This window comes from Rhodococcus sp. SB1D, from assembly GCF_048573875.1.
Classification (GTDB): domain Bacteria; phylum Actinomycetota; class Actinomycetes; order Mycobacteriales; family Mycobacteriaceae; genus Rhodococcus_F; species Rhodococcus_F qingshengii.
The window spans coordinates 207,631-227,399 of record NZ_JBMAIQ010000012.1; the positions used below are offsets into that span (position 1 = coordinate 207,631).

Consider the following 19,769-nt stretch of genomic DNA (forward strand, 5'->3'; position numbering starts at 1 on the left):
GTGAGTACCTCTCCCGAATCTGAACAACCGGTCGAAGACGTCGAACCGGCCGCAGAGCCGAACGCTCTACGCGGCCTTCTCGTCAACGGATTCAAGGTCCTCGTCACCCTCGCGATCGTCGTCGCGATCATCTTCGCGGTGAAGTCCCAATGGTCCGAGGTCAAGAACACGATCACCGAGCTGAACTGGTGGACGCTTGCCGCCTCGTCGGTGTTCATCTTCCTCGGTATGGGTGCCGCAGTGCGGGCCTGGCAACACGCACTCGGCGCCCTCGAACAACCGATTCCGGCCTTCGACGCCGCTCGCGCTTATCTGGTCGGCCAACTCGGCAAGTACCTTCCCGGCAGTGTCTGGGCCTTCGTTCTGCAAACGGAACTCGTGAGGCGCGCCGGTGTGTCCCGTGCCGCAGGCTTTGTCGCAGTGCTGGTCACGGTGGGGTTGAGCACAACTTCGGCGCTGGTCGTCGGCCTCTTCGGTCTACCTGCCCTGTTCGAGGTCAGCACGGCGGCAGCGGTCGGCGTGATCATCCTCGTACCGATCGCATTGGTCTGCGCCTACCCGCCGGTGCTCACACGCCTGGTGAACCTCGCGCTGAAACTGCTCCGCCGCACGCCGCTGCACAAGCCGCTCACGATGCACAAGATTGCGCTCGCGTTGGGCTGGTGCGCAGCAAGCTGGGTGCTCTACGGCATCCAGTTGTGGCTGCTCGCGTCCAGTTCGGCCGGCTTCGAAATCCGTGGGCTCGTCCAGTGCATCGGCGCTCTCGCCCTCGGTATGTGCGCGGGGGTCCTCGTCTTTGTCGTCCCGTCCGGAATCGGTGTCCGCGAAGCCGTCATCGTCGCAGCGCTTTCACCGTTCATGGATGCCGGCGTCGCGCTCGGCCTCGCACTGGCGTCGAGGCTGCTGTTCACCCTCTGTGAGGTCTTTGCCGGCGTCGTGGCTGCACTGTCGGGATCACGAGGCCTGCGCAATGCACTCGTGCACGAGCGCTCGCGGGTGCCGGACCCCACCAAAGCCTGACGTTCGGTCAGACCACTTTCTCGGACGCGGAATACTGCGTCTCGACGCCGGCCTTCTGCGGACGCCACCACTGCTCGTTGTCGCGATACCACTCGACGGTGGCTTCCAGTCCGCTTCGAAAATCGCGGTACTGCGGCTTCCACCCGAGCTCCTGCTGCAGTCGCGTCGAATCGATCGCATACCGCAGATCGTGACCAGGGCGGTCGGTGACGAAGTCGAAATCGTCCGGCTTGCGTCCGAAAATTTCGAGCAGAGCCGCAATCACCGTCCGGTTGTCGGTTTCACCGTCGGCGCCGATCAGATAAGTCTCGCCGGACTTTCCGCGGTCCAGAATGTCCCAGACGGCGCGGTTGTGGTCCTCGACGTGAATCCAGTCGCGGACGTTGCGGCCTTCCCCGTACAACCGTGGACGCACTCCGTCGAGCAGATTGGTGATCTGGCGTGGGATGAACTTCTCCACATGCTGGTACGGGCCGTAATTGTTGGAGCAGTTCGAGATGGTCGCCGCGATCCCGAACGAGCGCACCCAGGCGCGCACGAACAGATCACTCGATGCCTTGGACGCGGAGTACGGGCTCGACGGGTTGTACGGTGTCGTCTCCGTGAACTTCGCCGGATCATCCAGTTCGAGGTCGCCGTACACCTCGTCGGTCGAAATGTGGTGATAACGGACCCCGTGCGAACGCACAGCCTGCAGGAGCGAGAAGGTTCCCATGACGTTGGTGCGCAAAAACGGTTCGGGGTCGGCGAGGGAATTGTCGTTGTGGCTTTCGGCCGCGAAGTGCACGACTGCGTCGGAGCGCGAGACAAGATCGTCGACCAGCGGCTCGTCGGCCACGTCGCCGTGGACAAACGTGATCCGGTCCTCGACGGACGCCAGGGACTGGCGATTTCCGGCGTAGGTCAGAGCGTCGAGAACCGTGACTTCCACGTCGGGACGCGTCGCCACCGTCTGATGAACGAAATTGGCACCGATGAAGCCGGCACCCCCGGTGACCAGTAGTCGCACGTCATCTCCTCAGGCTCATCGGACGAACCCCACTTTAGCGGCCGGGCGTGTCATGTCCGTTTGCGTCGGCAGGCAGGAGTGCAGGACACTGCACGCATGCGCGGAATCATTCTGGCCGGTGGCACCGGGTCGCGGTTGCACCCGATCACCCTCGGAGTGAGCAAGCAACTCTTGCCTGTCTACGACAAGCCGATGATCTACTACCCGCTCTCCACTCTCATGCTCGCCGACATTCGCGACATCTTGATCATCACGACCCCACACGACGCCGAACAATTCCGCCGGGTTCTCGGCGACGGCTCACAATTCGGCGTCAACCTCACCTATGCAGTGCAACACGAACCGAACGGCCTCGCAACGGCATTCACCCTCGGCGCAGAGCACATCGGATCCGACTCCGTGGCGCTCGTCCTCGGCGACAACATCTTCTACGGCCCCGGCCTCGGAACCCAACTCAGGCGTTTCTCCGACATCGACGGCGGAGCCGTATTCGCTTACTGGGTCTCGAATCCGACCGCCTACGGCGTCGTCGAATTCGACGACTCGGGTCGCGCCGTGTCCATCGAGGAAAAGCCGACGTCGCCGAAATCCAATTACGCAGTCCCCGGCCTCTATTTCTACGACAGCGACGTCGTGGACATCGCACGCACTCTGAAGCCCTCTGCGCGTGGCGAATACGAAATCAGCGACATCAATCAGCACTATCTCGAAGCTGGCAAACTTTCTGTCGATGTCCTCCCCCGCGGAACCGCGTGGCTCGACACCGGCACACCCGATTCCCTGCTCGAGGCAGCGAACTACGTGCGGACCATCGAACACCGCCAAGGCCTCAAGATCGGTTCCCCTGAAGAGGTTGCGTGGCGTCAAGGATTCATCAGCTCCGACCAATTACACACTCAGGCAGAAGCATTGGGAAAATCCGGGTACGGCAACTACCTACTCGAGCTGCTCGAGCACGGCAAGGAATGGTGACGTGGAAATCCGTCCACTGAAGATCGCCGGAGCTTGGGAAATTACACCGAAGCAGTTCGGCGACAACCGCGGTGTCTTTCTCGAATGGTTCAAAAGCTCCGCCTTCACCGCCGCGACCGGCCGCACTCTCGACCTCGCGCAGGCCAACTGCTCGGTTTCCGAAGCCGGTAGCCTCCGCGGGATCCACTTCACCGACAATCCGCCCGGACAGGCGAAGTACATCACCTGCGTGAAAGGTGCCTTCCTCGACGTTGTCGTAGACCTGCGCGTCGGATCACCGACCTTCGGCGAGTGGGATGCGGTGGTGATCGACGACGTCGATCGACGAGCGGTGTTCCTGGAGGAAGGCCTCGGCCACGCGATCCTTTCACTCGAAGACGGATCGACAGTGATGTACCTGTGCAGCATCGAATACTCGCCCCACCTGGACCGCGACCTCGATCCCTTCGATCCGGAACTCGCGATCGAATGGCCGAGAACAGACCGTAAGGGCAACCCTCTGACCTACGAGCTCTCCGCAAAGGACGCTGCCGCGCCGTCCCTGGCAACGCTCCGCGCGGACGGCATGTTGCCCGGTTTTGTGGCCGAAGATTCGCCGAATCGGTAATCTTCACCTTTCACGACTCGATGGCATGACACCGGCGGGACGGACGGCTGGATGACCAAACGTGCGAGCAGACGCGGCCTGTGGACGGCCGTCGTTCTCGCAGCCGGCCTCGGTGGTCTCGCGCTGGTCGCACCGCCCCTGACTCCGGGAACGATCGAGTCCGCACCGGTCACCGTCATCACGACCACCCCACCCGCGCCGGTTGTTCCACTCACGCCGGAGGAGCTCTCGGCCCGGGTGGTCCCCACCATCGTCACCATCACGGCGCCGGCCGGATTCACCACCACTGCTGGGACCGGGATCGTGCTCTCCCCTGACGGAGTGGTGCTCACGAATCACCACGTCATCAGCGGAGCTTCGGACGTCACTGCCGTCAGCATGTCCAACGGGCTGATCTACGACGCCGAGATCCTCGGGTACGACAGCGTCAGCGATCTTGCCGTCCTTCGACTCGCGGGCGCTGACGATCTGCCGGTGGCTGTGGTCGGCAAATCAGCAGAAGCCGCTCGCGGGGACTCCGTCACCGCAATCGGAAATGCGGAAGGCGGCGGAGTACCCGTCCCTGCTCCCGGCGTCATCACCAACCTCGGTGTCACCGTCAACACCCGCAACGTGTCCGACGGATCGCGAAACCAGTTGAAGGGCCTCATCGAGGTCGACGCGGACATCCGGCCTGGCGATTCCGGTGGCCCCCTGGTCAACGCCGTTGGCGAGCTGATCGGCGTCAGCAGCGCGGGCAACGCCGTCACCGACCGCACCGAAACCTCACCGGCGCCTCAGTCCTACGCGATACCAATCGACACCGCACTACCGATCGTCGAGCAGGTACTCGGTGGCCGCTCCTCCGAGACCGTGCGTGTGGGACCGACACCCGTACTCGGTGTCGCGGTGAAGGATCACGCGGACATGCCGGCCGGCGCCGAAGTTGTTGCCGTGAGCTTCGATTCGCCGGCCGAGCGGGTGGGGCTGACCAAAGGTGCGGTCATCACCGAGTTCGGTGGCAGCCGGATCGCGTCGTCCGCTGATCTCAACGCGGCGATGAGCTCGCGCCGCCCCGGCGACACCGTCGCGGTGACGTGGGTGGACGCAACCGGGCAACCCGGGACCGGTTCGCTGGTCCTCGACGAGGGGCCACCTCGCTAGTCGTACAGGGCGCCAGCCGTGAAAGCATCGTGGCATGACCACGGTTCTCCTGCTCACCTGTGACGGCGCCGCCCGCGAGGCGGATGTCGAAAGCAAACTCGTCATGGAAGCTCTCACCTCCTACGGCATCGCGTCGACGATGGCGCCGTGGTCGAGCCCGTCCCTCCTCGATATCGACGCCGACCTGGTTCTGATCCGGTCGACCTGGGACTACACCCAGCGCCTCGACGAATTTCTCGCCGTTCTCGATCAGCTGACCGCTCCGATCGCCAATCCACTCTCGATCGTGAAGTGGAACGCATACAAGGGATACCTCACCGAACTTGCCGCGGCCGGCGTACCTATCGTCCCCACCGCTGTGATCGCTGCCGGACAGAGCGAAACACTCACCCTCCCTTCGTTCGAGGGTGCCGACGTCATCGTCAAGCCGGCAGTGTCCGCCGGCGCTGTCGGAGTGGGAAAGTTTGCCTCGGGGTCCGCGCAGGCCCACGCTCACCTCAGCTCGATCCTCGACGGCGGTAACGACGCGTTGGTCCAGCCATTCGTCTCGGACGTCGTCGACGGTGAGCGCTCGATCATCCACATCGGCGGACGCTACTCGCACGCTGTCCAGAAGATCCCGGCCGCCCACGACTTCCGCGTGCAGGAATTTCACGGCGGAACCAACCACCTCCACCAACCGTCCGCCGCCGAACTCGCGGTGGCCGACGCAGCACTGGCCGCGACCCCATGCGGCCCCGGCGAATTGCTTTATGCACGTGTGGACGTCGTGGGCCCGGTGGATCAACCACTGCTCATGGAAGTGGAATTGATCGAGCCAGAACTCTTTCTGCCATTCGCCCCTGGATCTGCCGACGCCCTCGCACGGGCAGTTGTCGCGTCACTAGGTCGGTGACGCGCCACGGAGTGCCTTCTTGTCGATCTTCCCCAAAGCAGTGAGCGGCAGCGCTTCCAGAATCGAAATCTCCTTGGGCGCCCAGATCGGACCCTTGTGCGATCTCACGTGCGCGATGAGTTGATCGGGTGTGACCGACCATCCCGTCTTCAGTACGACTGCGGCGGTAACAGCTTCTCCCCATTGAGAATCGGGGACACCGAATACCGCACATGCTGCCACCGCGGGATGATGTCCGAGTGAGTCCTCGACTTCGCGCGGGTAGACGTTGAATCCACCACTGATGATCGTGTCTTTGATGCGGTCGACGATCGAGATGAGCCCACTTTCGTCGATTCGAGCAACGTCGCCGGTGTGCAACCACCCATTCGCGAGCGCTGCAGCGGTTTGTTCAGGTTTGTTCCAATAGCCGTCCATCACGAGCGGACCTCGCACACAAAGCTCGCCGGGTACGCCCGTCGCCGTCTCGTTTCCCTGCTCGTCAAGCAACACCACTTCGACACCTGGCATCGCGCGCCCACAACTCCCCAAAACTGCGGGATCGTCCGTGTGCTCACGTGTATCGAGTACCGTCAACGCATTCGGGGCTTCGGCCTGACCGTAATGCTGGCTCAGGATCGGCCCGAACACCGCCCCTGCCTGCTCGAGCCTGGTGGGGTCGATGGGTGCAGCACCGTAAAGCATCCAGTTAAGCCCAGACAGATTCGCATCCGACAGGCGTGGATGGTCGAGTAAGGCATAGAGCATCGTGGGAACCACGAATGTAGCTGTGACTCCGCCATTTTCGATGGCGTCGACAACTCTGTCCGGGTCGAACGACCTGTGCAACTCGAAGCTTGCACCTCGCAGCAGACCGGGTGCGACGAGCAGACCGGCAGCATGAGACATCGGCGTAGTGAGCAGCATGGTGGTTTCAGCCGGCCACTCCCACGTGGTGCAGGCCCAGGCATTGGCGACCAAGGATCGGTCCCTGAGCATGACGCCTTTCGGCTCACCGGTGGTTCCACCGGTGTAGAAGAGATACAAAGCTCGACCCTGACCGCCTAAGCCTGAACCTATTCCCGCCGTACCCAATTCACACGCTGATTCGAGGGCTGACAGTGACATCACTCGAGTCTGTGCCGCTTCGGCGCGTACCTGGAACTGTCCGTCGGCAACCAACAGGAGATCGGTACCACTGTCTTTCAGCACCATCCTGTCGTTCTCTTCGGTCGCGAGCGGATGGAGTGCCGTGTAGCGCACGCCCGCCAGACACGCCGCGGCCATGACCGTGAATGCTTCAGGACACGGCCCCGCAAGCAGGGCGACCCCGGCTCCGTCCGGCAGAGCGAAGCTACTGAGGACACCTGCAATCCGCTCGATCTGTTCCGCAGTCTGCCAATATGTCAGCTCGGCCCGATCACCGTTCCGATCCGTGAATCGAAACGCGATGTGGTCTGGTCGGCGTCGCAGCGCCGACAGAATCAGATCCGCATATCCCGCTTGCACCTGCAAGCCTGGCGCCATCGGTTCATCGTTCATGATGTCCGCGTTCATCGTGGCCCTCCCAAGATCGTGACCGCGGCGACGGCTTCCTCGATGCCGTAGAGACCTCCGCCGTTCTCTGCGACCGCGATTCGAGCACCCGGAACTTGTCGCCGCCCTGCTTGTCCACGCAACTGCGTGACAAGTTCGAAGACCTGCGCCAGTCCCGTTGCCGAGACCGGATGACCACGGGACTCGAGCCCACCTGACGGATTGACCGGACGCACGCCTCCCAACGAACTCGCACCGGACGCCGACCACGCGCCGCCCTCACCGATCGGGCAGAACCCCAGATTCTCGACCTGCTGCACTTCACCGAAGGCCGTGGCGTCGTGGACCTCTGCCACATCCACATCGCCTGGCCCGACTCCGGCTTCCTCGTATGCGCTCATTGCTGCACGGCGACCGATGTGACTCTCCACGTCATCTGCGGTCCGATCCGTGCCTGACACCAAGCTGCAACCGAGTACCTGCGCCGCCCGCCGAGAGGAATCGTGCCTTCGAGCAAAGTCCGCACTGGTCACAATGACCGCCGCTGCACCGTCACTGACGGGCGAGCACATCGGAACTGTCAGAGGCCACGCGACTCGCCTTGCGGCAAGCACCTCTTCGACGCTGAAGAGTTTGCGAAAGTGCGACCGCGGATTGTGCACGGAATGCGCATGATTTTTGGCTGCTACGGACGCGAGCTCGAACTCGGTGGTTCCGAATCTCTCCATGTGCGCCCGGGCAAGAGAAGCGTAGATCTCCATGAACACCGACCGCTCACCCTGCGATCCGAGTGCATCCGGCAGCGGAGCGGACAGCGAAGCAAGGCCCGCGAGCGTCTCGTCGCGATGCGCAACGTCGAGTGCACCGTCGAACACCTCCAGACTTCGAGCCGGATCCGAGCACACCAGCTTGTCCACCCCGACCGCCAACGCGACCTCGGACAGACCGGCGCGAACGTGGGCGATCGCCAGCCAGAGTGCAGTCGCGCCGCCGGCGCAGGCATTTTCGACATTGACGACCGGGACTCCCCCGAAACCGTATGGCCTCAAGGCAATCTGGCCTGGGATCATGTGCTGCCGGTCGATCGCCTTCTGGCTGACTGTCGCGTAGAAGACCGCACCGACGTCACCGCGGGTCAGGCCCGCGTCTTCGACGGCATCGATCGCCGCACGCCCCGCCAATTCCGAGGCCGCGGTATCCGCGTGCCGCCCGAAGAGAGTCGCGCCGACACCGAGAACCATGACTTCGCCGCTCACGCCACCACTCGATTCCTCAATACACCGAGGCCGGTGACCTCGAGTTCGACTACGTCTCCCGGTTCCAGGAACCGCCCGTGCTCCAAGCCGCATCCACTCGGCACGGTGCCGGAACAGAAGACTTCACCCGGGTACAGCCGCGTGGAAGTCGAAGCGAACGAAATCACGTCCTCGAAACGATGGTCCATGTCGGCGCTGGTTCCTCGGCTCACCTCGTCTCCGTTGATTCTCGCGGTCATCTCGAGTTGGTAGGGGTCACCGACTTCGTCGGCCGTCACGATCCAGGGCCCGAGGACATTCGCGTTCGAAAAGTCCTTGCTCTTACTGAGACCGAGTCCGGTGGAGATCTCCTCGAGCTGAGTATCGCGGGCGCTGAAATCGTTGAAGATGGTGTAACCGAAGATATGCGCAGGGGCATCCGCGCGTGAGATGTCGGTTCCACCGCGCCCCAGCACACAGGCGAATTCGAGTTCGTAATCGCGCAGGCTCGAGTACTCGGGCCACACGACGTCAGATTTGTGTCCGGTCACCGCCAATCGGTTCGCTATGTAATACAGCGGGCGCTCCAACTGGATCTTCGGCAGTTCGACGTCCTCGAGTGCGACCCCTTGAATTCGGGCGCGAGCGTTGCGGAAGTGATCCATGAAGCAGCCGAAGTCTCGGATCTGGACCGGCTGAGGAAGCGGCGACATCCAGCGCACATCACCTGCGTCGACGATTGCACTTGCCGGCGGCTCGTCTGCGAGCCGATCCAGGGTCTCCCGTGCCGCCGGACCACCTTCGATGATGGTTTGCATGGTTTCCAGTTCTGGAGCCGGTTTTCCCGTCACATCATGATGAGCTCGCTCGAGTAACAACAGTTGCTCGCCGCTGCCCGTCACCAGAGCCGTCTGCTGAGTCTTTTCGTATTCGACGGTCGCAAGTTTCACTGTGAGTCAATACCTTTCACTGAATTGTTCGTTAGGTGAGGCAGGAATTTTGCTCAGACGAACGCGACCACACGAGCCGGGGCAGCGCTGGCTCGCGCAAGCTTGATCGGGAAAAACGCCACGTGAAATCCCGAGGGCGGAAGCGCGGCGAGGTTCGCCAGTTGCTGAACGATGAATACTTCACGTTCGCGTCCGGCCCGGTGCCCGTCCCAGAGAACCGAGTTGTCCCCGGTGTCACGAAATTTCTGCGCCATGACTGCAAAGCTCAAGTCCCAGCCGGCAGCGTCGGTGCCCAGCACCTTCGCGCCTTGCTCGGCGAGAAACAGCGTGCCTTCGCGACTCATCCCTGGATACTGAAAGAACCCTGGATCAGCCAAGGTGAAGCTCTCTTGTCCGGTACGGAGCAACACGGCACCACCCTGGGGAACGGACGCACCGTTTTCCGCCAGGGCAGCTTTCAGCGCGTCCACCGAGATCGGCTGATTCGCCTCGCACCGGCCGCGCAGGTCGAGCACCACTGTCTCGCAGAACAATTCATCCAACGCGATGTCTGTGATCGTGCGAGAAGGCTTACCCTCCGAGGTTGATCCGTAGTGCAACGGCGCGTCGACGTGTGTGCCCAGATGGCTGTTGAACTCACTCAACATCTCCGATCCCCACCCCTCACCGTCCGGAAGATCATGAACTCCGCACTGCAGTGCTGCCGCGAACTCGTCGCGTCCGGCACCTGCGGGGTGCGAGTAGGTCACCGAGGGGGCAACGACGGAAGCCAGTGCCTTCAAACCCTCGGGGAGCAATTCCCGATCGGCCGGATCGAGAGTTCTAGTCAGATCGATGAATTCCATGTCCGCCCATTCCGTTAAGTTATTGGACGCTCAGCATAGAACTGGACGATCAACATAGGCAAGAGGGTGTCGCGAGAGGAATACGGCCGGCCGATGGCCGGCCTCGTAGCATGAGTGCGGTGCGCAGGTCTCGGCCCCGACGGGCGCGTCGACGTCACCGCGTGCCGGAATTGGCTGCACTCGAGAACGAAAGAAGGCAGGAACACCGAATGGCGTCGACACGCAAGCAGGAGATTTCCGAGGAAACCAGACGGCGACTGGTGAAAGCCGCGGCCGAACTGGCTGCCGAAGGCGGGTCGACCGCGATGTCCGTACAAGCCGTGGCAGAAAGATCCGGTATCAGCAGAGGGTCCGTGGCCTGGCACTTCGGATCGAAGGACGGGCTTCTACGAGCCGTCGTCGAGGACGCATTCCGGTGGGGCATGGAAAAGCTACGCGCAGAGTTGGCATCATCCTCGGCGACTGGAATCGAAGCATTGATCGAAGCCAACTTCGTACTGATGTCATACCCCGAGGCACGAATTTTCTCGACCATCTTGATCGAAGCCGTGATTCCCGGGTCCACCATCCGCGAGACCTACGCAGAGCAGTACGTCGCAATGCGAACGCTGTACGCGGACTACCTGCGTTCGATCGACACCCCGGTCACCAATCCGGAGTTGGTTGCCGTCACCCTTCTGGCCGGCACTCTCGGGATCAACCTCCAACATCGCCTCGATCCCGACAACGTCGATCGACGTTCAGCAGTAACCGAGCTCGAATCGATCTATGCCCGCGCGATGGCACCTACCACAACGTCAGGACACGAGAATCCCTAACCGGACCGGAAGTTCAACTTCCCGAACAACTTTCGCCCGCGACCTGGGGCGGGACCGCATCCAGCCTGGCGCGAATGAACCTGGCAACGTCACGTAGCGCAGCCCGGCTCTCCGGCAAGCCAGGCCAGACGGCGGGAAACGCGTGAACCTGGCCGTTCCAGATCTGCAGCGAGCACGGCACCCCCGCGGCGGCGAGCCGTTGCGCCATCACCTCCGAATCGACTCTGAGCACCTCGGATTCGGCGGCGATCAGCAACGACGGCGGCAGAGCGGCCAGATCGCCGTCGACGGGTGAGTTCGTCTGTCCGCCAAGCTTTCCGATCGCCATCAATGCCGACACCGGGGCGATCACGTCGCGTCGAGCGTTGGCATGGACCGATTTGGTGGTGCAATCGAGATCGAGGAGCGGTGAGAGCCCGACCAGACCGGCCGGAACCTCGAGCCCCGCGGAAACAGCTGCAAGTGCCGTCGCGAAGACCAGGAAGCCTCCGGCCGAATCGCCAACGAAGACAACCTTTTCCGGCAAGGCTCCCTGTTCGAGGAGCCACCGGTATGCATCGAGACAGTCGTCGACGGACCCGCTGATGCTCGTGCTCGGCAACTGTCGATATGCGATGTGCAGGACCGGAAGGCCGGTTCGCTTGGCGATGCTTGCAACGACCGGCCGATGCGTGTTGAGCCCGCAGCACATGAACCCGCCGCCGTGCAGGTAGAGAACAACACCGTCGCGCAGATCAGCCGTCGAGCCTGCCGTCCGCACGAGTTCACCGTCGAAACCTGGAAAGCGAATCGCTTCCCGATCGATCCCGGACGGAATGCGTACACCCGCGGCCGAGTCCAGCACTGCGGCGCGGCGCATGGCGCCAGGCGTCAGCGGCGCGATCCCGACCACGGGCCGAAGCATCCATCGACACGCGTTGTAGAGGACCTGCGATTCGATACTCGGCCTGCCGTATCGAGTTCCGGTCCTTCGACTGACTGTCGGCAACAGAGACATCTGTCCAGATTAGAAGCGATCAGGCACCGAAGAGGTCGACTTCGTCGAGATCGTCGACGATCGTGACCTTTCGTTTCCGCCCGCCGATGACCTTGCCCAGACCGCGCAGTCCACCGGACTGAGCTTTCGGGGCGGGTTCGATGCGCTGCGGCGCAACTCTCGTCCGCGCTGCGCGCTGAACAGGCTTGGGGGCGGGGGCTGCTGCAGGTGCCGCGGGTTCGGGAACCTCGGCTGGAACCACCGCTTCCGGCTCCACGAAGCCCTGAGCAACCGGGGCCTCGGGCGCGACCTCAGCGGCTTCCTCGACCTCCGCCACTTGCTCCACCTGCACCGGTCCGTCGATCACCGGGATGTCCGACGCCCAGCGGACCCGATACTCCAGACCGCGCGACGCCAGCTCACGCGCGAGATCGCCGTGCCAGACCCCGTCTTCGCCGTCGCCGTATGCCCGTGCGTCGGAGCTCACCCAGATGACGTCGACGCCCGGGTTGCGGTCGGCGAGATCGAGCACGGTCAGCCAGTTCAGCGTCGCCGGATATCCGTCTCGCTTCTTCTTGTCGGTATAGGGCCGACGCAGCGAGATCGCCCTCTCGGCCACCTCGACATGCGACACGTCGACTGGATCGACCACTTCGACGCCGATCGCCACGAGGTCTTCGATCACGTCGTCGACGTAGCCGTCGGCCTTGTCGTGAGCAGCGTCGACGAACCTCGTGAGGTCGCGCCGCAATCCCAGTCGGTCGTACATGCGCGCCTGGACGCTCAGGGCCGCGATCATCTCCGCCGATTCCTCGCGGTAGCGACTCGCAACCTCGAGGACGACCAATCGCGGCACGACGACGCGGTGTCCGAGTGCGCGAGCGTCGGCGATGGCAGTGTCGAACCGTGCGCCCCTGGTCAGGGCCGAAGAATCGAGAACGATGATCATGCGCTCGATTCTCTCTCGAGAAACCGGACGAATGCGCTAATCCACCCCGAACCGTTACTTGATCTTGAAGATCACTGCCCGCTGAACGATGAAGTTGATGACCGTCGCGGTGCCCTGCGCGATGACGAAGGCCAGCGGTGTCCGCCACCAATGCTCGTCGAAGACATGGACCATCAGTTCGTTGAGTCCGACCTGAACCGCAAAAGTGACCGCGTACAGCGCGACTACAGCGATGAAGCGGGCGCGAGAAGGCTCGGCCTTGAACGTCCACCGACGATTGATGAGGTACGCCGTCGTGGTGCCCGCAACGAAGCTCAGCGATTTTGCGGCGACGCGCGGCAACCCCAACGCAAAGAGCAGCACGTACAGCCCGTAGTCCACGACCGCCGACAGCCCACCCGTCGCGACGAACCGGACGATCTGCGTTTTCAGGTCCAACGCGTCGTCGGCGATGTCCGTCGTGACAGGAATCTCGACGGGCAGCGGGACGTGGGGTTCGTGCTGGTGACTTGCAGGTGTTTCGGGCACGACGACGAGAGTAACCACTCGAGTCGGAGCCGTCGGCACTACTCCCAGGTAACCTCTACCTTGATGTCCACGACAGCAGAAGAGACGCCGCAGCCGGCTCTCCACACCCAAGCCCGCACCCTCACCGGTTGGGGACGCACCGCCGCCACCACTGCACAGGTGCTGTCCACCCCCGACGTGGAAGTGATCGCCAACGCGGTCGCCCAGGTTGCGGAACAGAACGATTCCAAGCCCTCGCATCTGCGACGCGGCGTCATCGCGCGCGGCCTCGGCCGCTCGTACGGTGACCCAGCGCAGAACGCCGGCGGCCTGGTCATCGACATGAATGCCCTCAGCCGCATTCACCGCATCGATCGCGACACCGCTCTGGTGGACGTCGACGCCGGCGTGAATCTGGATCAGCTGATGAAGGCTGCTCTGCCGTTCGGCCTGTGGGTTCCGGTCCTGCCGGGTACTCGTCAGGTCACGATCGGCGGCGCCATCGGCTCGGATATCCACGGCAAGAACCACCACAGCGCGGGCAGCTTCGGCAACCACGTCGTGTCGTTGGATCTGCTGACGGCCGACGGCAAGGTTCGCACGCTCACCCCCAAGGGCGGGCGCAACGACCCGAAGGCCGCACTGTTCTGGGCCACGATCGGCGGCATGGGCCTGACGGGCATCATCTTGCGGGCAACCATCAAGATGACACCGACCGAGACGGCGTACTTCATCGCCGACGGCGACGTCACCAACAGCCTCGACGAGACCATCGCGCTGCACAGCGACGGCAGCGAGGCCAACTACGAGTATTCGAGCGCCTGGTTCGACGCGATTTCCGCGCCCCCGAAGCTCGGTCGTGCGGCAGTCTCGCGCGGATCTCTGGCGAAGCTCGACCAGCTTCCGGCCAAGCTGCAGAAGAACCCGCTCGCCTTCGACGCACCGCAGTTGCTGACGTTCCCCGACGTCTTCCCGAACGGGCTGGCCAACAAGTTCAACTTCACCGCGATCGGTGAGGTCTGGTTCCGCAAGTCCGGCAAGTATCGCGGCAAGGTCCAGAATCTGACGCAGTTCTACCACCCGCTCGACATGTTCGGTGAGTGGAACCGCGCGTACGGATCCAACGGATTCCTGCAGTACCAGTTCGTGGTTCCGCCGGAGGCCGTCGACGAGTTCAAGAAGATCATCGTCGACATCCAGCGCAGCGGGCACTACTCGTTCCTCAACGTGTTCAAGCTCTTCGGCGAAGGCAATCAGGCGCCGCTGAGCTTCCCGATCCCGGGCTGGAACATCTGCGTCGACTTCCGCATCAAGCCGGGCCTGAACGAGTTCGTCACCGAACTCGACAAGCGTGTCCTCGAATTCGGCGGACGCCTGTACACGGCCAAGGACTCGCGGACGTCCGCGGAAACCTTCCACGCCATGTACCCGCGCATCGACGAGTGGATCGCGACGCGCCGCAAGTACGACCCCACAGGCGTTTTCGCCTCCGATATGTCCAGAAGGCTGGAACTGTGATCAACGCTGTAGGTAACCCGCAAACCGTTTTGCTTCTCGGTGGAACCTCCGAGATCGGCCTCGCCATCTGTGAGGAATACCTGAAGAAGGCGCCGCTCCGCGTCGTTCTGGCGGCACTCCCTGGCGATCCGGGACGCGAAGCTGCGGTCAAGCAGCTCGAAGCGAAGGGTGCCACCTCGGTGGAGCTCATCGATTTCGACGCCGTTGATTTCGAATCGCACCCGAAGGTGATCGACCAGGCGTTCTCGAACGGTGACGTCGACGTCGCCATCGTCGCCTTCGCACTGGACGGTGACTCCGAAGAGCTGTGGCAGAACCAGCGCAAGGCCGTTCTGGTGGCAAACGTCAACTACACCGCTTCCGTCTCGGTCGGTGTTCTTCTCGGCGAGAAGATGAAGGCTCAGGGCTTCGGCAAGATCATCGCGATGTCGTCGGTTGCCGGCGAGCGCGTCAAGCGTGCCAACTTCGTCTACGGATCCACCAAGGCGGGCCTCGACGGTTTCTACCTCGGACTCGGCGAGGCTCTCGCGGAATTCGGACCGCAGGTCACCGTCGTTCGCCCCGGCATGGTGCGCACGCAGTTCAGTGCCCACGTCAAGGAAGCTCCGCTGACGGTCAACAAGGACATCGTCGCGAAGCTCGCTGTTGCCGCCTCGGACAAGGGCAAGGAAATCGTCTGGACTCCCGGCCCGTGGCGCTTCGTCATGATGGGTCTTCGCCACGTGCCGCGCCCGATCTTCCGGAAGTTGCCGGTTTAAGCTCCTCCCGTGCCAGAAACAACAACTGCTCCGAGTACAGACCTTTCGACCCCGTCGCCGTGGCGTAATGCCGCGGCGACGGTGGTGGAAATGGCCCTCGGAGCGCTGGTCGCCGCTGTTGTAGCCGCTGTCGGGCTCTTTGCTTTCGGCCGAGTGCAGTGGCCGGCGTTCACCTCTTCCAATGTCACGCAGGCAGTCACGACGGTGCTGCAGGTGCTCTGCATCGCAGTGGTCGGTGTTGCGGTTCTGATGTTCCGCGCCCGCAAGGCCGAGCGGGTCGCAAAACTCCTCTCGTGGGCCGGGCTCTCCGGCTTCGTCACCACGACGCTCGGACTTCCCCTGGCCGCGACGAGTCTGTATCTGCACGGCGTCTCGGTCGATCAGCAGTTCCGGACCGAGTACCTGACCCGGCTGACGGATTCTGCTGCGCTGCAGGACATGACGTACGTGGATCTGCCGCCGTTCTACCCGGCCGGCTGGTTCTGGATCGGTGGACGCGTCGCGAACCTGCTGGGAATGGACGGCTGGGAAGCCTTCAAGCCCTACGCGATCGGCTCGTTGGCTGTCGTCGCCGTCGTTGCACTCGTGTTGTGGACCAAGCTGATTCGACGCGATTGGGCCGTCGTCGCGGCATTGGCCGTCACTGCCGTCGTGTTGGCGTACAACTCCCCCGAGGCGTACGGCGCCGTCATCAACCTCCTGATCCCGCCGGTGCTGATCCTCGCGTGGGGCGCATTGGACCGGCCGGGGGCATCTCGATTTGCCGGAGCCGGCGCAATACTCGGGACGGGCCTGTTCCTCGGTCTCGCCGCAACGGTCTACACGCTCTATCTCGGATTCGCCGCGTTCGCAGTGACTCTGATGGCCTTGGTTGCCGCAGTACTTGCCGCACGCGCCCAGAACACGTGGAAAGCCGCACTGGGACCCCTCGTCAGGCTCGCCGTGATCGCGGTGATCTCCGGCCTGGTGGCTCTGACCGTCTGGACGCCGTACCTGCTGAAGGCACTCTCCGGTGCCACCGCAGAGTCCGGCACCGCAATGCACTACCTCCCCGATTCCGGTGCGGTGCTGCCCTTCCCGATGCTGAGCTTCACCCTCGTCGGCGGACTGTGCCTACTCGGCACGATCTGGCTGATTTCGCGGTTCCTGTTCTCCCGCCGCGCCCGAGCACTCGGTATCGGTGTCATTGCCGTGTACCTGTGGGCATTGCTGTCCATGACGTTCACCGTCGCCGGCAGTACGCTCCTCGGTTTCCGACTGGAGCCGGTCCTGATCGGACTCCTTGCCGCCGCCGGTGTGTTCGGTTTCTTCGAGTTCGCCGGTTGGATCGTGCTGGCCACCAGCGAAAATCCTCGCGTCAAAGCGGTACTGGTTGCACTCGGTGTCATCGGAGCCATCGCCTTCGCGCAGAACATCCCGCAGGTGCTGGCGCCGGATATCGCTGTGGCATACAGCGATACCGACGGCAACGGCGAGCGCGGGGACAAGCGACCCCCGGGTGCCGAAGCCAATTACGCCGACATCGACCGGATCATTCGCGAGCAGTTGGGACGCGAACCCCATGACACGGTGGTCCTCACTGCCGACATCGGCTTCCTCAGCTTCTACCCGTACTTCGGCTTTCAAGGACTGACGTCGCACTACGCGAACCCGCTCGCCGATTTCCGTGCGCGCGCTGCGCTGATCGAGCAGTGGTCGGAACTGAAGACGCCTGACGAACTGATAGCTGCGCTGGACTCGGCGCCGTGGCGCAGCCCCGACGCCTTCGTCTTCCGCCAGGGCGCCGACGGGTACACGCTGCGGTTGGCAGAGGACGTCTACCCCAACGACCCGAACGTCCGCCGCTACACGGTCACGTTCCCCAAGGAACTGTTCGACGATCCTCGTTTCACCGTGACCGAGCAGGGGCCGTTTGTGGTCGTTACCCGCTCTGACGCAATCTAACCAGGAGATACGTCACAAAAGGCTTACCGTCGAGGTCGTTGACGCGACCCCGACGCACCCCTAGCTTCATACCGTGCCCCGAACCGATGCCCGAGCGGCGATGATCGATGCAGCCGAGCGTCTGGTTGCCGAGCGAGGTCTGGCCGCTCTGACTCTTCGTGATGTTCAGACCGAAGCCGGGCAGGCCAACAAATCGGCTGCGCAGTATCACTTCGGGTCACGTGAAGGTTTGCTGGCGGCCGTCGTCGAGTCCAGAATGCGACCTGCCGGTGAGCGTCGTCGTGAGTTGCTCGACACGATCGATCTCGACGCGAATCCACCGACGATGCGTGCCCTCGTCGAGGCTCTCGTCCTGCCGTTGGCGGAACAGACCATCTACCGTGAGGGCACGTTGTACGCACGGTTCCTGGTGCAGTCGATCTTCGACCCGGCGATGTCGTCGACCATCCGTGACCACATGCAGGCCGAGAGTTTCCGCGAAGTTCAGCGGCGGATCGTTGCTGCGTCCTCCTTACCGGCAGAGATCGCCGAACTTCGGGCGGGAACTCTGACCGTGCTCACCGTCGTCACTTTTGCCACGTGGGAAGGCCGCGTCGACAGCCGAGAACGTGCTCACGTGATCGTTGCCGACCTGATCGAAAGTTGCCTCGGAGCACTCTCGGCCCCGGCTGCGCAAATCTGACACGCTGTCCGGCGAGTTTGTTTCCGAAACTGCCGGGGTACTCAGCCCCTCCAAGCGCAGTCGAGCAAACGGCCGCATCAACCACCGGCGGGGTAGGTGATGACAGTGAGCGAACTCGTTGCGCAAAGCCGCGAGCTTGTACCGCATCGTGCAGTTCTCGATTCCGCAGAGCATGTTCTGGTCATTGCGCGCGGCAAACCGTTCGGGCGCGAACAGGCTTTCCATGAAGTGTTGAGCGTCGCGATTCGCAATCGCATCGAAGTACTCACTCTGGCAAGGGCTCTCATCGACGTGTCCGAGTCCCGCGACTACCGCGCGATCCCGACCGACACCGCGCACACCGTTGCGGTGCTCGAATGGGGCGAGCTACTCGAGATCCCCACCGAACACCACCAGAAGTCCAGGGCCGAGTCATCCGAGGACGTCGATGAATCGAGTGAACCCGACGATCCGATCGAACCCGAATATCTGGTCGAGACCGACGTGGGCGGACGGGTCGTCTTCGTCGCCCTCGCGTTCACGATCGGCGGGATAGTCGGATTCTTCGCGCACGACTGGGCACTTCTGCTTCTGATCACCGCCGTGTACCTCGTGTGGATCGCGGCACGGTTGGTCGCGAAACTCGTCAGTGTTTCCCGTAGTGCCCACTGGGCGGACGCTTCGCCGATTCGTGGCGCCGATTCGACCACACGGAACGCGGAAAACTCCCACCATCACGCTGTTGCAGCGTGACGGCGGGAGCATCCGCTTTCGCTAAAGCCTCTGCGGTACACCGTAAGTGACGACGGTATCGCCATTCGACGTGACAGCCTTCGCGTACGGCCTGATGGTCACCGGACCGATTGCTCCCTGTACATAACCGTGAACTCCGGACAGACGGACAGCGGCTTCGGGACCGTCGAACTCCTGATCTTCGAGCAGCGCGACGTCGGTGATACCGCCCGGCGCCAGGTCGACGTCCAGTTCCTGCGACGGAATGATGTCGCCGCCGATGACGAACCCATTGGAAATATCCAGGCCCAGTTCGAAATCCGGAACCAGACCGATCCCGAGGTTCGTTCCGCTCTCGACTGCCCAGTCGAGACCAGGACTGTTGAGAACGACCGTCGCGCCGGTCAGCGCGATCGGGTAACCGATCTGATAGCCGATCGTCAGCTTCGTTCCGGTGAAACTTGCTGCATCCGGGCCGTCGATCTTCACGCCGGCAACCCCGTCGTGGAAGAACTCGACACTCAGCGGTGAGCTGTCGAGAGGTGGAAAGACGTGGATAGCGGTATCAGCCTGGAAGACTTCTATCCGATTTCCTTTGACGTCGGTGATCGAACTGGTGTTGTCGACGCCTGCCGACGCCGTCCCACCCCCCAGGACAACGGCCAACAGGGCCACTGCCCCCACTGCGCTACTGCGAACTGCTGTCTTCGACATG

The 19,769-nt window shown here is 63.0% G+C and carries 20 protein-coding genes; 11 read left to right on the forward strand and 9 right to left on the reverse strand.

Features of this window, described 5'->3' with window-relative positions; translation table 11 throughout:
* The gene (locus ACN50D_RS24830; protein ID WP_058038039.1) at positions 1-1,020 is read left to right on the forward strand and encodes a lysylphosphatidylglycerol synthase transmembrane domain-containing protein; all 1,020 of its coding nucleotides are present in this window, start codon (positions 1-3) and stop codon (positions 1,018-1,020) included.
* Between the two features lie 7 nt (positions 1,021-1,027).
* Here ACN50D_RS24830 and rfbB read toward each other — a convergent pair whose 3' ends face one another.
* Positions 1,028-2,029, reverse strand: a complete 1,002-nt coding sequence (gene rfbB / locus ACN50D_RS24835) for a dTDP-glucose 4,6-dehydratase (RefSeq protein WP_042921217.1) — start codon at positions 2,027-2,029, stop codon at positions 1,028-1,030.
* 96 nt (positions 2,030-2,125) lie between these two features.
* On the opposite strand from rfbB, the gene rfbA reads away from it, so the two are divergent.
* Genes rfbA through ACN50D_RS24855 form a run of 4 tightly spaced genes read left to right on the forward strand, consistent with a single transcriptional unit; the run spans position 2,126 to position 5,646 of the window.
* Positions 2,126-3,001, forward strand: a complete 876-nt coding sequence (gene rfbA / locus ACN50D_RS24840) for a glucose-1-phosphate thymidylyltransferase RfbA (protein WP_212633828.1) — start codon at positions 2,126-2,128, stop codon at positions 2,999-3,001.
* Position 3,002: 1 nt separating this feature from the next.
* Positions 3,003-3,608 (forward strand): dTDP-4-dehydrorhamnose 3,5-epimerase family protein, encoded by a 606-nt coding sequence (locus ACN50D_RS24845; protein ID WP_042921219.1) that lies wholly within the window; start codon positions 3,003-3,005, stop codon positions 3,606-3,608.
* 51 nt (positions 3,609-3,659) lie between these two features.
* Positions 3,660-4,751: a S1C family serine protease gene (locus tag ACN50D_RS24850; RefSeq protein WP_003943984.1), complete on the forward strand. Its 1,092-nt coding sequence runs from the start codon at positions 3,660-3,662 to the stop codon at positions 4,749-4,751.
* Between the two features lie 34 nt (positions 4,752-4,785).
* Entirely contained in the window at positions 4,786-5,646 is an 861-nt protein-coding gene (locus ACN50D_RS24855) for an ATP-grasp domain-containing protein (protein WP_064113905.1), read from the forward strand.
* Here ACN50D_RS24855 and ACN50D_RS24860 read toward each other — a convergent pair.
* The 4 genes from ACN50D_RS24860 to ACN50D_RS24875 are packed head-to-tail and all read right to left on the reverse strand — an operon-like array spanning position 5,635 to position 10,191.
* Positions 5,635-7,182, reverse strand: coding sequence for an AMP-binding protein (locus ACN50D_RS24860; RefSeq protein ID WP_058038043.1), 1,548 nt, complete (start codon positions 7,180-7,182; stop codon positions 5,635-5,637). The genes ACN50D_RS24855 and ACN50D_RS24860 overlap by 12 nt on opposite strands.
* Positions 7,179-8,417, reverse strand: coding sequence for a thiolase family protein (locus ACN50D_RS24865; protein WP_030535807.1), 1,239 nt, complete (start codon positions 8,415-8,417; stop codon positions 7,179-7,181). The genes ACN50D_RS24860 and ACN50D_RS24865 overlap by 4 nt, the downstream gene beginning before the upstream one ends.
* A complete protein-coding gene (locus ACN50D_RS24870) occupies positions 8,414-9,346 on the reverse strand; it encodes a fumarylacetoacetate hydrolase family protein (RefSeq protein WP_030535808.1) in 933 nt (310 codons plus the stop codon). Before ACN50D_RS24870 ends, ACN50D_RS24865 begins: the two co-directional genes overlap by 4 nt.
* Before the next feature lie 53 nt (positions 9,347-9,399).
* Positions 9,400-10,191 carry a cyclase family protein gene (locus ACN50D_RS24875; protein ID WP_065351774.1) on the reverse strand — a complete coding sequence of 264 codons (792 nt, stop codon included), beginning with the start codon at positions 10,189-10,191 and terminating at the stop codon, positions 9,400-9,402.
* Positions 10,192-10,400: 209 nt separating this feature from the next.
* Here ACN50D_RS24875 and ACN50D_RS24880 point away from each other — a divergent pair, with 209 nt between their 5' ends.
* Positions 10,401-11,009: a TetR/AcrR family transcriptional regulator gene (locus ACN50D_RS24880; protein WP_158170230.1), complete on the forward strand. Its 609-nt coding sequence runs from the start codon at positions 10,401-10,403 to the stop codon at positions 11,007-11,009.
* 13 nt (positions 11,010-11,022) lie between these two features.
* Here ACN50D_RS24880 and ACN50D_RS24885 read toward each other — a convergent pair whose 3' ends face one another.
* Genes ACN50D_RS24885 through ACN50D_RS24895 form a run of 3 tightly spaced genes read right to left on the reverse strand, consistent with a single transcriptional unit; the run spans position 11,023 to position 13,462 of the window.
* Entirely contained in the window at positions 11,023-12,006 is a 984-nt protein-coding gene (locus tag ACN50D_RS24885) for an alpha/beta hydrolase (protein WP_030535811.1), read from the reverse strand.
* A 19-nt stretch (positions 12,007-12,025) separates the two neighbouring features.
* On the reverse strand, positions 12,026-12,934 hold the full coding sequence (locus ACN50D_RS24890; RefSeq protein WP_007731798.1) for a PIN domain-containing protein: 909 nt from the start codon (positions 12,932-12,934) through the stop codon (positions 12,026-12,028).
* A gap of 54 nt (positions 12,935-12,988) precedes the next feature.
* Positions 12,989-13,462, reverse strand: coding sequence for a GtrA family protein (locus ACN50D_RS24895; protein WP_003943798.1), 474 nt, complete (start codon positions 13,460-13,462; stop codon positions 12,989-12,991).
* Positions 13,463-13,525: 63 nt separating this feature from the next.
* On the opposite strand from ACN50D_RS24895, the gene ACN50D_RS24900 reads away from it, so the two are divergent.
* From ACN50D_RS24900 to ACN50D_RS24920, 5 genes are all read left to right on the forward strand, one after another.
* Positions 13,526-14,959: an FAD-binding oxidoreductase gene (locus ACN50D_RS24900; RefSeq protein WP_003943934.1), complete on the forward strand. Its 1,434-nt coding sequence runs from the start codon at positions 13,526-13,528 to the stop codon at positions 14,957-14,959.
* Positions 14,956-15,717 carry a decaprenylphospho-beta-D-erythro-pentofuranosid-2-ulose 2-reductase gene (locus ACN50D_RS24905; protein ID WP_007731800.1) on the forward strand — a complete coding sequence of 254 codons (762 nt, stop codon included), beginning with the start codon at positions 14,956-14,958 and terminating at the stop codon, positions 15,715-15,717. Before ACN50D_RS24900 ends, ACN50D_RS24905 begins: the two co-directional genes overlap by 4 nt.
* 90 nt (positions 15,718-15,807) lie before the next feature.
* Positions 15,808-17,661, forward strand: coding sequence for a galactan 5-O-arabinofuranosyltransferase (locus ACN50D_RS24910; RefSeq protein ID WP_054188738.1), 1,854 nt, complete (start codon positions 15,808-15,810; stop codon positions 17,659-17,661).
* A 73-nt stretch (positions 17,662-17,734) separates the two neighbouring features.
* Positions 17,735-18,343, forward strand: a complete 609-nt coding sequence (locus ACN50D_RS24915; RefSeq protein ID WP_003943927.1) for a TetR/AcrR family transcriptional regulator — start codon at positions 17,735-17,737, stop codon at positions 18,341-18,343.
* 99 nt (positions 18,344-18,442) lie between these two features.
* Positions 18,443-19,075 (forward strand): hypothetical protein, encoded by a 633-nt coding sequence (locus tag ACN50D_RS24920; protein ID WP_231915915.1) that lies wholly within the window; start codon positions 18,443-18,445, stop codon positions 19,073-19,075.
* Between the two features lie 21 nt (positions 19,076-19,096).
* Here ACN50D_RS24920 and ACN50D_RS24925 read toward each other — a convergent pair whose 3' ends face one another.
* Positions 19,097-19,768 carry an MspA family porin gene (locus ACN50D_RS24925; protein ID WP_003943954.1) on the reverse strand — a complete coding sequence of 224 codons (672 nt, stop codon included), beginning with the start codon at positions 19,766-19,768 and terminating at the stop codon, positions 19,097-19,099.
* Position 19,769: the final 1 nt, after the last annotated feature.

Excerpts from the sequence above, each read along its gene's own strand:
- rfbA (WP_212633828.1), top strand. The coding sequence starts at position 2,126 with ATGCGCGGAATCATTCTGGCCGGTGGCACCGGGTCGCGGTTGCACCCG.
- ACN50D_RS24850 (WP_003943984.1), top strand. The coding sequence starts at position 3,660 with ATGACCAAACGTGCGAGCAGACGCGGCCTGTGGACGGCCGTCGTTCTC.
- ACN50D_RS24855 (WP_064113905.1), top strand. The coding sequence starts at position 4,786 with ATGACCACGGTTCTCCTGCTCACCTGTGACGGCGCCGCCCGCGAGGCG.
- ACN50D_RS24860 (WP_058038043.1), bottom strand. The coding sequence starts at position 7,182 with ATGAACGCGGACATCATGAACGATGAACCGATGGCGCCAGGCTTGCAG.
- ACN50D_RS24875 (WP_065351774.1), bottom strand. The coding sequence starts at position 10,191 with ATGGAATTCATCGATCTGACTAGAACTCTCGATCCGGCCGATCGGGAA.
- ACN50D_RS24880 (WP_158170230.1), top strand. The coding sequence starts at position 10,401 with ATGGCGTCGACACGCAAGCAGGAGATTTCCGAGGAAACCAGACGGCGA.
- ACN50D_RS24885 (WP_030535811.1), bottom strand. The coding sequence starts at position 12,006 with ATGTCTCTGTTGCCGACAGTCAGTCGAAGGACCGGAACTCGATACGGC.
- ACN50D_RS24890 (WP_007731798.1), bottom strand. The coding sequence starts at position 12,934 with ATGATCATCGTTCTCGATTCTTCGGCCCTGACCAGGGGCGCACGGTTC.
- ACN50D_RS24900 (WP_003943934.1), top strand. The coding sequence starts at position 13,526 with ATGTCCACGACAGCAGAAGAGACGCCGCAGCCGGCTCTCCACACCCAA.
- ACN50D_RS24910 (WP_054188738.1), top strand. The coding sequence starts at position 15,808 with ATGGCCCTCGGAGCGCTGGTCGCCGCTGTTGTAGCCGCTGTCGGGCTC.
- ACN50D_RS24920 (WP_231915915.1), top strand. The coding sequence starts at position 18,443 with ATGACAGTGAGCGAACTCGTTGCGCAAAGCCGCGAGCTTGTACCGCAT.
- ACN50D_RS24925 (WP_003943954.1), bottom strand. The coding sequence starts at position 19,768 with ATGTCGAAGACAGCAGTTCGCAGTAGCGCAGTGGGGGCAGTGGCCCTG.